General features: G+C 67.1%; 11 protein-coding genes. 5 read left to right on the top strand and 6 right to left on the bottom strand.

Going from position 1 to position 12,331, the window contains the following annotated elements; genetic code table 11:
• Positions 1-71: 71 nt before the first annotated feature.
• The 3 genes from C566_RS0115075 (at position 72) to C566_RS0115065 (ending at position 2,364) form a co-directional block, all read left to right on the top strand.
• Positions 72-539 (top strand): tRNA (cytidine(34)-2'-O)-methyltransferase, encoded by a 468-nt coding sequence (locus C566_RS0115075; protein ID WP_018775187.1) that lies wholly within the window; start codon positions 72-74, stop codon positions 537-539.
• Positions 540-848: 309 nt separating this feature from the next.
• Positions 849-1,454, top strand: coding sequence for an ECF RNA polymerase sigma factor SigK (gene sigK / locus C566_RS0115070; RefSeq protein WP_018775186.1), 606 nt, complete (start codon positions 849-851; stop codon positions 1,452-1,454).
• Between the two features lie 10 nt (positions 1,455-1,464).
• The gene (locus C566_RS0115065) at positions 1,465-2,364 is read left to right on the top strand and encodes an anti-sigma factor (protein WP_018775185.1); all 900 of its coding nucleotides are present in this window, start codon (positions 1,465-1,467) and stop codon (positions 2,362-2,364) included.
• Positions 2,365-2,518: 154 nt separating this feature from the next.
• On the opposite strand, the gene C566_RS0115060 is transcribed toward C566_RS0115065, so the two are convergent.
• The 6 genes from C566_RS0115060 to C566_RS0115035 form a co-directional block, all read right to left on the bottom strand.
• A complete protein-coding gene (locus tag C566_RS0115060; protein ID WP_018775184.1) occupies positions 2,519-3,913 on the bottom strand; it encodes a GntT/GntP/DsdX family permease in 1,395 nt (464 codons plus the stop codon).
• A gap of 53 nt (positions 3,914-3,966) precedes the next feature.
• Positions 3,967-4,497, bottom strand: coding sequence for a gluconokinase (locus C566_RS0115055; RefSeq protein ID WP_018775183.1), 531 nt, complete (start codon positions 4,495-4,497; stop codon positions 3,967-3,969).
• A gap of 75 nt (positions 4,498-4,572) precedes the next feature.
• Positions 4,573-5,352, bottom strand: coding sequence for a PIG-L deacetylase family protein (locus C566_RS0115050; RefSeq protein WP_018775182.1), 780 nt, complete (start codon positions 5,350-5,352; stop codon positions 4,573-4,575).
• Between the two features lie 4 nt (positions 5,353-5,356).
• Positions 5,357-6,307, bottom strand: coding sequence for an electron transfer flavoprotein subunit alpha/FixB family protein (locus C566_RS0115045; protein ID WP_018775181.1), 951 nt, complete (start codon positions 6,305-6,307; stop codon positions 5,357-5,359).
• A 17-nt stretch (positions 6,308-6,324) separates the two neighbouring features.
• Positions 6,325-7,125 (bottom strand): electron transfer flavoprotein subunit beta/FixA family protein, encoded by an 801-nt coding sequence (locus C566_RS0115040; RefSeq protein WP_026266733.1) that lies wholly within the window; start codon positions 7,123-7,125, stop codon positions 6,325-6,327.
• 255 nt (positions 7,126-7,380) lie between these two features.
• A complete protein-coding gene (locus C566_RS0115035; protein WP_018775179.1) occupies positions 7,381-9,108 on the bottom strand; it encodes a S1C family serine protease in 1,728 nt (575 codons plus the stop codon).
• Between the two features lie 297 nt (positions 9,109-9,405).
• On the opposite strand from C566_RS0115035, the gene C566_RS0115030 reads away from it, so the two are divergent.
• Together C566_RS0115030 and C566_RS0115025 are read left to right on the top strand one after the other, a co-directional pair.
• Positions 9,406-11,466: a TPM domain-containing protein gene (locus tag C566_RS0115030; protein WP_026266732.1), complete on the top strand. Its 2,061-nt coding sequence runs from the start codon at positions 9,406-9,408 to the stop codon at positions 11,464-11,466.
• A 159-nt stretch (positions 11,467-11,625) separates the two neighbouring features.
• On the top strand, positions 11,626-12,331 hold a 706-nt coding region (locus C566_RS0115025), incomplete at its 3' end, for a PspA/IM30 family protein (RefSeq protein ID WP_018775177.1).

Here is a 12,331-nt window from a genome sequence, read left to right as displayed (position 1 = left end):
GCACTCCCCTGCGCCCCCGGGACAGAAGGCCCGCGGCGCGTTCGACGCCGGCGGCTCGCTAGGATGGAAAGGTGTTCCGCATACTCTTCCACACCCCCGAAATCCCCGGCAATACGGGAAACGCCATCAGGCTGGCTGCCATCACGGGCGCCGAACTGCATCTGGTGGAGCCCCTGGGCTTTGACTTCTCCGACGCCAAACTCCGGCGGGCGGGCCTGGACTACCATGACCTCGCCGTAGTGACCGTCCACCCGGACATCGACGCGGCGTGGGCCGCTCTGGAACCGGAACGGGTATTTGCCTTCACCTCTGACGGCGAGACCACGTACACAGACATCCGCTACCGTGCCGGGGACGTCCTCCTGTTTGGTCCTGAATCCGTGGGCTTGCCCGAGGAAGTCAAACACAGTCCCCGGGTGACGTCCCGGGTCCGCCTGCCGATGCTGCCGTCCCTGCGCTCACTGAACCTGGCCAATGCGGCGTCCATCGCCGTCTACGAGGCGTGGCGCCAGAACGGGTTCGCAGGGGCCAAGTTGTAGCGGTCCGCCGCGGAGGCCCGCCAGGACCGGCGGCGGCCCCGTGGGGGGCCCGCGGGAAAGAATTCCCGCGCACCGCGCCCATCCAGGTGCCGGGCTGCGCCGAATCACTTCTGAAGGCGGACACCAAATCCGCCCACTCGGCATTGTGTCTACCAAGCATCATGCGGAGAAACGGAAGGGAGCGAGGAACGGCGGGTGAAAACAGTACATCTGGACAGATCCTCTGCCGGTGCGGCAGGGGCCGGCCTCGCGCAGCATTTCGCACCGAGTGGCCCGCGTTGGCCTGCAGGCGCCCTATGCTTGGGAGTGATGGAAACTCCGAATGCCCCGAACCCCGAGGCCGCCGCACCGGCGGGCACCTCAGCCGACATCAACGGCCGGCTCAGCAGCCTGCTGGCACTGATTGCCCAGGGTGACCAGACGGCGTTCGCGGAGTTTTACAGCCTTACCTCCAGGCGCGTCTTCGGCATGGCGCGCCGGGTCCTGATCGACACCGAACTCAGTGAGGACACCACCCAGGAAGTCTTCCTGCAGGTGTGGCAGAACGCCGCCAAGTTCAATCCCGCCGCCGGCAGTCCGCTCGCCTGGCTCATGACAATCTCGCACCGCCGCGCCGTTGACAAAGTCCGGTCCTCGCAGTCCGCCACCGACCGCGAAGCCAGATACGGTGCCAGCAGCCAGGAGATCGACCACGATTCCGTCTCGGACGAAGTCGGCAGCCGGCTCGAGGCCGAGGCCGTGGTCCGGTGCATGGAGACGCTGACCGATACGCAGCAGGAGTCCGTCCGGCTGGCATATTACGGCGGCCTCACCTACCGGGAAGTGGCCGAGCGGCTGAATGCCGCAGTACCTACCATCAAGTCCCGCATCCGCGATGGACTCATCCGACTGAAGACCTGCTTGGGGGTGAGCTGAATTGACCGACATGAACGCACCTGAGAACAACAACCGCCTCCCCGGCGGCTTCACCGCCGAGATCGCCACCGATCTGTCGGCCGGCCGCGTCGTGGACCTCGCCGAGGTCTACGCCCTCAACGCCGTGGACGACGCCGAACGCACCGCAATCGAGCAGTTCCTCGCCTCCGCACCGGCAGCAGACCGGGATGCCTTCAACGACCGTGTCCGGCAGGCCCGGGAGACCCTGGCCACCAGCTTCACCGCAGAGGAAGAGCCTCCGGCCGGGCTGCTGGACCGGATCATGTCATCCCTGCCTGCGCAGACGGCAGAGCAGGCCGCAGCGCAGATCCCCGCCGCAGTGCCCCTTCCCGGCACGGGTCCGCAAGCGACGCCGGTGCTGCCGCATCCGGCACGCGACAGCTCCGCACTGCCCGCCACCGACGAACTCGGTGCGGCCCGCCAGCGCAGGGAAGAACGCCGCCGCCCGCAGGGCATGCGGAACTGGCTTATCGGCGTCGCCGCCGCAGCCGTGATCGCCCTGGGCGGCGTGGGTGTCGGCGCGTACGTGGCCAACCAGAACGATCCGCTGAATCAGGTGATGCAGGCCAGTGACGTCCGCCAGGCGACCGTCGACGTCAACGGCGGCGGCACCGCCACCGTGTCGATTTCCCCGTCCAAGGACGCGGCCGTCGTCAAAATGAACGGCGTCCCTGCTCCGCCCACGGGCAAGGTCTACCAGATGTGGCTGATCCCCAAGGACGGCTCTGCCCCGGTCTCGCAGGGCCTCATGGACGCTGAAGCCCTGTCCAAGCCCGCGGTGGTCAAGGGCATCGGTTCCGCTGCCGCCCTGGGCATCACCGTGGAACCCGAAGGCGGATCCGCGTCACCCACCCTGCCGACCGTCGCGGCCGCACCGCTGGACGCCTAGCAACCCGCAGGACACGGCAAAGCCGCCCGGACAGACAAAGCCGCCCGGGCCTTGGCTCCTTCCGTAGAAGGACTCAAGGCCCGGGCGGCTTCTGTGTTGTGTCCGGCGGGCGTCCTGTCCGGCGGGCGTCCTGTCCGGCCGCTTTCCTGCCCGGCTAAATGACCAGCGAGAGCAGCATGACCAGGCCGAAGCTCACCACGGAGATCAGCGTTTCCATGACGGACCAGGTCTTGAACGTCTGGCCCACCGTGAGTCCGAACAGCTCCTTGACGAGCCAGAACCCGGCGTCGTTCACGTGCGAAAAGAACAGCGAGCCCGCACCGATCGCCAGCGCCAGGAGGGCCGCGTGCGTCGGCGACAGCGAACTGGCCAGCGGTGCCACGATGCCGGCGGCCGTGACTGTGGCGACGGTGGCCGAGCCGGTCGCCAGGCGCAGGGCAACGGCCACGATGAAGCCGAGCACCAGGACGGACATGTTGGTCCCCTCGGCCCAAGCCTTCACGGAGTCACCCACACCGGCACCGATCAGCGTCTGCTTGAAGCCGCCGCCTGCGCCGACGATCAGGATAATCCCCGCAATCGGGCCCAGGCTGGCGGCGATCTTGCTCGTGATCTTGGCGCCGTTCAGGCCCACGGCGTAGCCGAAGGTCACCATGGCCAGCAGGACGGCCAGGGTCATCGCCACCAGCGGCTGCCCGACGAAGTCGAAGAACATCCGGATCGCCGGGGCCGTCCTGGGGTCGGGCCAGATGATGTCCACGACGGCCCTGAGCAGCATGAGGACCACCGGGAAGAGGATGGTCAGCAGCGTGACGGTGAAGTTCGGCGGGCGCTTGACGCCTTCCATGTCCGCGCCGTGCACCGTGTCGACGCCGCCGGCGACGGCGGGGGCGCCCACCGGCACCCAGCGGGCCGCCAGACGGGAGAAGAGCGGGCCGCAGATAATCACCGTGGGGACGGCGATGAGGATGCCGAGGGCCAGGGTGGTGCCCAGTTCCGCCTTGACGGCGCTGATCGCGATCAGCGGTCCCGGGTGCGGCGGCACCAACCCGTGCAGCACGGACAGGCCGGCCAGCGCCGGGATGGCGATGCGCATCAGTGGCATCTTCGAGCGCTGCGTGACCAGGACGATCACCGGCAGCAGCAGGACGAGCCCGATCTCGAAGAACATCGGCAGGCCGATGATCACGGCGACCAGGGTGATGGACCAGACCAGCTTGTTTCCGGTGGCCTTGGCCAGGAGGGTGTCGACCACCCGGTTGGCACCGCCGGAGTCGGCGAGCAGTTTGCCCAGCATCGCGCCGAGGGCGACCAGCAGGCCGACTTCCTTCAGGACGCCGCCCACACCGTCTTCGAAGTTGGCGATCACCTTGGCCGGTTCCACACCGGCGGCGAGGCCGACGAATCCGGATCCCAGGATCAGGGCCAGGAAGGGGTGGAACTTGAATTTGGCGATCAGCACCACGAGCAGGGCGATGCCCAGGCCCGCAATGAGCAGTAGTTGGTTATTGACGCCGGTCCCGGCCTCAACGGCAGCCGGAAGCTGCATTGCTATCAGTGATTTCACAAAAATTCCTTGGTCGCGGCGGAACGCGGGAAGGCTCAGGGCCTGGCGTCGGCGGCGTCGAGATTAAGTCGGGTGATGATTTCCTGTGCTTCTTCCGCCGGCGTTGCGGAGACGGACAGGGAAATGAAGTTTTCGTCCGCTGTGGGGGCTTCGAGCGCGTCGAACTGGGACTCAAGCAGGGCGGGGGGCATGAAGTGCCCGTGGCGGGAAGCCAGCCGGTCGGAGATCTTGTCCCGTGATCCCTCAAGGAACACGAAGACCACCCCTTCGCCGCGCAGAATGTCCCGGTAGCGCTTCTTCAGCGCCGAACAGGTCACGACGCCGGGATTCCCGGCCCCGGTGTGGGCCCTGATCCAGTCGGCAATGCTTTCGAGCCAGGGCCACCGGTCCTCGTCGGTCAGCGGCTGTCCTGCGTGCATCTTCGCGACGTTTGATTCGGGGTGCAGATCATCGCCCTCGGCCAGGTCCCAGCCCAGCCTGCCGGCCAGAAGTCCCGCGACAGTTGATTTGCCGGATCCGGAGACGCCCATGATCACAAGAACGGGGTGTTGCGCAGTCTTCGCCATCAAAGTCTGCCTTCCATCAAATAAATATGATTTAAACAGAGGCCAGCTTATGGCAGAGGTTGTGCTGCAGCAACACTAGAAGCCGGCGATGGTCCCCTGGCCGTTGACTGTTACGACATGGAAGGCCTCGGCGCTGCGCCCGGCGGGAAGTCCGGCGCGGGCCCCGGTGCCGAGCATGAGGCCGCGGACCGTGCGCTCCATGGCGTCGACGTCGGGATGCTGGCTGACGTGGATGTGGATGGCGTCCAGCTTGCTCTCCACATGCTCTGTGACGTCCACGAAGTGGTTTTCGCGCTCTTCCGGCCCGGCGAAGAGCCACAGCCAGGGCAATTTGTAGGCCTCCAGCCCGGCCTCGGCCAGTTCCGGGTACGCAAACGGGTTTTCCAGCGCGGGGTACACAGCACGGGTCACGGCCTCCCCCACGGCCAGGTGGTCCGGATGGCTCTTCTGGATCCGGTTCCAGTTGCGTTCCGGATGCATGGACACCACGACGTCGGGCCGGAGCTGCCGGATCAGGCGCACCACCTCGCGCATCACCTCATGCGACGGTTCGAGGTAGCCGTCGCGCTGGTGCAGGTAATGGATGTCCGTGACGCCGACCAGGGCGGCGGCGCGCTGCTGCTCCGCAACGCGCAGCCGCACGATTTCCTCGCGCTGCTCCGGATCAAAGCCGCCGGCATCGCCGTCGGTCATGATGCAGTAGCTGACCTGGACGCCGGCGGCGGTCCAAGCTGCAACAGTGCCGGCGGCGCCGAAATCGATGTCGTCGGGGTGTGCCGTGAAACAAAGCACCCGCTCGATCCGGGAGCTCTCCGGGTCGAACGGGCTTTGTGCCGGAATGGCGGTGGTGCTCATGCGGTCAGCCTCTGCGCTTCTTGATTTCGGCGGTGGCCTGCGGCAGGACCTGGAAGAGGTCGCCCACAATGCCGAAGTCCGCGATCTCGAAGACCGGCGATTCGGCGTCCTTGTTCACGGCCACGATCACCTTGGCGGTCTGCATGCCGGCTTTCTGCTGGATGGCTCCGGAAATGCCCGCGGAGATGTAGAGCTGCGGCGCGACGGTCTTGCCGGTCTGGCCGATCTGCGCGTCGTGGCCGATCCAGCCGGCGTCCGTGGCAGCCCGCGAGGCGCCGATGGCCGCGCCGAGGGCGTCGGCGAGTTCCTCCAGCGGACCAAAGTTGCCGTCCACGCCGCGGCCGCCGGCCACGACGACCCGCGCCTCGGACAGATCGGGGCGTCCGCTGGCAGGCTTTTCGGTGCGCGCCGTGACCCGGGCGGCGGCCGCGGTCACGTCAGGGACCTGGACAGGGATGCTCTCCGGCGCCGTGCCGGTGACCGCGGGCTCGGGCGTGACGCTGTTGGGCTTCACAGTCAGCACGGAAACGGGCGTCGTGGCCTTCGCGGTGGTGGTGTAGGACCCGGCCAGCACGGACTTGTGTGCCGTTCCGTCGGGGTCCACGGCCACGACGTCGGTGATGACGCCGGCGCCGAGCCTGATGCCGAGCCGGGCGGCGATTTCCTTGCCCTCGGCCGAGTTCTCGGCCAGGACCACGTCGGCCCCGGCGGCGTCGGCGGCCGCGGCCAGGAATGCCGCCTTGGGTCCTACGAGGTAGTCGTCGAGGTCCGCGGCGGACGGGCGGTACAGTGCCTGGGTGCCGTAGGCGGCCAGGGTCGAGGCGACGTCGTCGTGCAGTTCGCCGTTGACGGCGGCGACGGTCTCGCCCAGGGAACGGGCGATCGTGAGCAGTTCCAGGCTCGACTTCTTCAGCGCGGCACCGGGGTTGTCGATGAAAACGAGTACTTTTGCCATGATTCGGATAATCCCCTTTAGAGCAGCTTCTGGGCGGCCAGGAACTCGACCAGTTGGATGCCGGCGTCGCCTTCGTCGGTGATGATGGTGCCGGCCGTCCGCGGCGGGCGGGCCTCTGCGGTCTCGACGGCGGTCCAGGAACCGGACTTGCCCACCTGGGCAGCGTCGACGCCGATGTCGGCAAGGCTCAAGGTGGTGATGGTTTTCTTCTTCGCCGCCATGATGCCCTTGAAGTTGGGGTACCGCGGATCATTGATCTGGTCGGTGACGGAAACGACGGCCGGCAGTGCGGCCTCAATGGTGTCCGCGTGGGTGTCGCCGTCGCGGCGGGCGGTAAGCTTGCCGGCGTCGAGCTCCAGGGACGCGGCGAAAGTTACCTGCGGGAGACCCAGCCGTTCAGCGAGCTGTGCCGGGACCAGCGAGGTCTCCCCGTCCGTGGAGGACATCCCGGTGAGGATGAGGTCCGCGGGGACATCCGCGCCCAGGTGGCGGATCGCGGCGGCCAGCGCCAGCGACGTGGCCGCGGCATCAGAACCGGCCAAGGCCTCATCGCTGAGGTGCACGCCTTCCGTGGCGCCGATCTGGAGGGACTTCTTCACCGCATTGACGGCCCCGGCCGGGCCCATGCTCAATGCGATGACCTTGTTGCCGGCCGCTTCTCCGCCGCGGGCCTCGGTCAGCTGCAGCGCCGCTTCCAGGGCGTATTCATCCAGTTCGGACAGGATGCTTTCGGAGCGGTCCACCGTGTTGGCCTCACCGGTGAGGTGGCGGTCGAACTGCGCATCCGGGACGTGCTTGACCAGCACAATGATTTTCAGAGTTTCTTCCACTGTGTCTACAGCAGCCTTCCATGCGGGTGGACAGCCGCCCCTGACGGGGTCATGGCCACGGATCGCCCGGCAGCCGGGCTGTTCCTAGCTAACCACATAGCCGCCGGGCAGCGCGGCCACGGTTAACGTCTGTGTCAGTGAACGGGCCCGTGACGGCAAAGGCCGGGCCGCACCTTTTCGGTGCCGCCCGGCCTGCCCGGTACTGCGCTGTTTAGTGCTGCGCTGGCTTCTTACTGCTCAGTTCTACTGCTCAGCTGCGGCGCCGAGCGTCACGTCGACGTCCTTGAGCTGGCCGCCGCGCAGCACCGTCACCTTGACCGTGGCCCCGGCGGCCTGTTCCCGCACCGCCGCGGTGAGCTGGTTGGGATCGCTGATGGTCAGGTTCTGGAACTTCGTCACGACGTCGCCGACCTTGATGCCGGCCTTGTCTGCGGCCGAGCCGGACTCGACGGTCGCGACCTCCGCGCCCACCGAGAACCCGGAGGAGGACGAGCCGGCGGCCTTGGGCTTCACGCTGACGCCGAACTGCCCGTGGGAGGCTTTGCCGGCGCTGATGATCTCCTGAGCCACGCGCTTGGCGTGGTTGATGGGGATGCTGAAGCCCACGCCGATGTTGCCGCTGCTGCTCCCGCTGGCCGCGTCGCCGCCGGCGGAGGCGATCGCGACGTTGACGCCGATGATTTCGCCCTTGGTGTTCACCAGCGCGCCGCCGGAGTTACCCGGGTTGATGGCCGCGTCCGTCTGAATGACATTGATCGAGATCGAGCCCTGGTCCGCGGTGTTCGGAGTCTCGCCGCCGCCGGGAGGTGCGAACTGGAAGCCCTGGTCACCGCCCTGGGAGTTGTCCGCACCGTCCTTCGGCGCAGCCGAGGATGCCACGCTGATGGTCCGGTTCAGGGTTGAGACGATGCCGTCCGTGACTGTTCCGGTGAGTCCCAGCGGCGATCCGATGGCGACTGCAGTGTCGCCGACGTTCAGCTTGCCCGAGTCACCAAGCGTTGCCGGGACCAGCCCCGAGGGGTTCTCGATCTTGATCACGGCGAGGTCGGAAAGCGGGTCGGTACCGACGATCTTCGCGGAGAAGACCTTGCCGTCGCTGGTCCGGACCTCCATGGAAGCGTTGGCGGCCTTGCCGTCGAGTGTCACCACGTGGGTGTTGGTCAGCACGTGGCCCTGGGTGTCGAGGATGATCCCGCTGCCGGTGCCGCCGTCGCTGCCGCTGGTGGCTTTGATGGTCACAACACTCGGGGAAGCCTTGAGGGCGGCGGCGGTGATGGCGTTGACGTCGTCCCTGTTGTTGACGATCACCGGACCGGCCTGGCTCGTGTTGCTCGCGGCGGACGGGGCAAGACGGTCGCCCAGCAGGACGTTGCTGCCGGCCACCACGCCGCCGCCGATCAGGCCGGCGGCCACGATGCTGGCCACGAGGGTGGGGACGCCGAATGCCGCCTTGCGCTTTGGGGCGTGCGCCGGGTCGTTCGCAAAGGCCGGGCCGGAAGGGTAGGACGGACCCGACGGCGGCTGGCCGCCGGAGTGGGCACCGTAGGGGTTGGCGCCGTACTGGGACTGGCCGTACGGGGCTTGCTGCGACTGGCCGTACGGGGTTTGCTGCGACTGGCCGTAGGGCGGGTGGCCGGGCTGGGAGGGCTGGCCTTGGCCGGGCTGCGATGGTCCGCCGTAGGGGCCTGCGTGCTGGGCCGGGGCGCCTATCTGCTGGGTGTCCGCGGCGGGGGGCTGGTGCTGCTGGTACACCGGACGCGGTGCGCCGTCTTCGGTGCGGTCCAGCCGGAGGGTCGGGTTCTCGGGCGCCGGGCTTCCCGCGGCCGGTCGTTCGGATACCGGATTTCCCGGTGCCGCCTCAGGCGTGCGGCCGGCATGCGGCTGCTCCGGCGAGCCCTCCTGCGCTCCCGCCGGTTCCTGGTTCTGTTGTGTCGGCTCCGGTGACACACCCGGCACTGGGTTCTCAGTCATGAGACTTCCTTTCATCCTCGTCTGCATTTAACTATGGACGCTCAGGCTGACACTAGAGCGGACATTTGCTGGGAGGTTCCTGAACGGACAGTTTCGCGGCCCGCGGGCCGGTGTTTCTTTGGTTAAGCGCGTTTCGCTGGTGGCATATTCCCCTAGGTGGACTGCCATTTGGGTGCACCATAGAATCAAATGGAAATGCCACAGCGACCTGCGGCTTTACATCTGCGTGGGGGCGCTGCTGCTTTCTGTGACGGCTGGTTCGACCGAACCGGTCCCAGAAGTGCTGAAGGGTTGCACATGCGGTCTAAGTTGAATCGTTTCCTCGCCGTCCTTGGCGTCGCTGGATTGCTGGCGCTCCCTGCCGCTCCAGCCCGGGCCGAAGATCCGGTGACCATTCCGTCCGGGCAGAACATCGTGGACAGTGCGAACGTGCTCGGCAGCCGCAAGGCCGAAGTCCAGGACGCCATCCAAAAGCTCCTGAAGGACCACAAGTACAACCTCTACGTCATCACGGCAAAGACGTTCGAGAATCCGGCCGACCCCAAGGCGTGGGCCCAGGCCGTCGCGACCAACAAGGGCATGGGCAAGGCCGACGTCATCCTGACCATGTCCGACGACGGCAAGTACTACTTCTCACCCAGTTCGGCCAGCGCCATCTATCCCAAGACGTCCAACATCGTCCAGAACGCCATCGTGCCGAACCTGGCTGGCGGAAAGCGCGACTTCTCCCAGGCCGCCATTGATACGGCCGCTGCGGTGGGCGACGCGGCCGGCGGCGGCAGCGGAACGGTGCCCTCCGGCGACGGAGCGGGCAGCGCCGTCCTCGTGGGAGTCGGCGTCGTGGCTGTGGGCGGAGCTGGAACGTACCTGTACCTGCGCAACCGGCGGAAGAAGGCCCTGCAAAGTTCGGGGGCGTCAGCCGGGGCCCAAGGCTCGCAGCCGGACCCGCTGGCGGGGCTCAGCGTGGCCGAGCTGCGCCGGAAGAGCGATTCCCTGCTGATCGAAGCCGATGACGCCATCAAGTCCAGTGAGCAGGAGCTCGGATTCGCCCAGGCCCAGTACGGCGACGCCGCGGTGGGCAATTTCACCAAAGCCCTGCAGGAGGCCAAGGGCCACATGACGGAATCGTTCAAGCTGCAGCAGCAGCTTGACGACCACATCCCCGACACCGAGGAGCAGCAACGGAGCTGGCTCGTTGAAATCATCGGCCGCTCCGAGGCCGCGCTGGCATCGCTGCAGGAACAGAAAGCGGATTTCGATTCCCTCCGGGAGCTGGAAAAGAACGCACCGCAGGCCCTCGCCGCCGTCGGCGCCGGCGCCGCGGACGCCCAGGCAAAGCTTGCCAGCGCCGAACAGTCCCTGACCGATCTGCGTGCCAAGTACGCCGAGAGCGCCTTGGTCCAGGTTGCGGACAACATCAAACAGGCCAAGGAACGTCTCGACTTCGTGCAGAATGCCTCCACGGCGGCGCACGAAAAGCTCGCCGCGGGTGAGAGCAGCCTGGCCGCGGTCGCGGTCCGCGCCGCCGAGGAAAGCCTGCACCAGACGAACGTGCTGATCGGCGCCATCACCAAGGTGGCTGGCAGCCTCGACGAGGCACGCAACAGCCTGGAAGCCGCCGTCGTCGATACCGCCCAGGACCTGGCCCAGGCGAAGGCGATGATCCAGTCCGGCGCCCATCCGGAACTTGCCGGCCCGGTGGCCGCGGCGGAAGCTGCGCTTGCCCAGGTCAAGGCGGAAATCCAGGGCGGCAAGATTGATCCGATCGCGACGCTGGAACGGGTGGTCACGGCCCACCAGGCACTCGACCAGTCCCTCGCCGGAATCCGCGACCAGCAGGACCAGGCGCGCCGGGCCCAGGCCTCACTGCAGCAGAGCATCATGTCGGCCCAGGCCCAGATCAGCGCGACGTCGGACTACATCACCGCCCGCCGCGGTGGCGTGGGCACCGATGCCCGCACACGCCTGGCGGAAGCCCAGCGGAACCTGGACTATGCGCTCTCCATTTCCCGCACGGACCCTGTCACGGCCTTGCAGTACGCGCAGCAGGCCTACGCGCTGGCGGCACAGGCCGCGCAGCTGGCCCAGTCCGACGTTGACCAATTCGGCGGCTACGCCAACCAGGGCCAAGGCTACGGCCGGGGCGGCATGTTCGGCGGCAGCAGCGGAGGGGGCCTCGGCGGCGCGATCCTCGGCGGAATCCTCATCAACTCGATCCTCCACGGCGGAGGCGGCGGCTGGGGCGGCGGCGGAGGAGGCTGGGGCGGCGGAGGCGGCGATGATTCCGGCGGCGGCTGGGGTGGCGGCGACTTTGGCGGCGGCGGAGACTTCGGTGGCGGAGACTCCGGAAGTTTCTAGCCCGCTGGCCCCGCCCCCGCAGAGGACAAAGTGGGGAAACAGTGACGGGAAACATTACAGACCACGCGCCGGCCGCAACGGCCCGGACAGCGGATAGATGCGATACATCATCGATCACTGGAAGCAGTGAGACAACGGAGCAGGACGAAAGGTAACACCATGGTTAAGCAGTCCATTTTCGGCCGCATGGCGCAGCTGGCGAAGGCAAACATCAATTCGCTGCTGGACCAGGCCGAAGATCCGCAGAAAATGCTGGACCAGATGGTCCGTGACTACACGAACAACATCGCGGAGGCGGAGTCCGCCGTGGCCCAGACCATCGGCAACCTGCGCATGCTCCAGGACGACTACAACGAGGACGTCCGCAACGCCCAAGACTGGGGCAGAAAGGCCCTCGCCGCCTCGCGCAAGGCCGACGAGTACCGGGCGAAGGGCGACGTCGGCGATGCCGAGAAGTTCGACAACCTGGCCAAGGTAGCTTTGCAGCGCCAGATGGGTTCTGAGAACGAGGCCAAGGCTGCCGAGCCGAGCATCGCGTCCCAGACCGAGGTGGTGGACAAGCTCAAGCACGGCCTTGACCAGATGAAGGGCAAGCTCAACGAACTGACCAGCAAGCGCAACGAGCTGGTGGCCCGGTCAAAGACCGTGCAGGCCCAGAGCCAGGTTCACGACGCCCTCAAGAGCATCAACATCATGGACCCCACCTCCGAGGTGGGCCGCTTCGAACAGAAGATCCGCCGCGAAGAAGCCAAGGTCCGCGGCCAGCAGGAGCTCGCCGCCTCGAGCCTGGACGCCCAGTTCAATTCGCTGGAAGATCTTGGCGAGCAGACCGAGATCGAAGCCCGGCTGGCAGCGCTGAAGTCCG

Source organism: Arthrobacter sp. 131MFCol6.1 (assembly GCF_000374925.1).
Lineage (GTDB): Bacteria > Actinomycetota > Actinomycetes > Actinomycetales > Micrococcaceae > Arthrobacter.
Note: the sequence above shows the minus strand (reverse complement) of the source record. Positions and strands in the feature narration are given on the sequence as shown.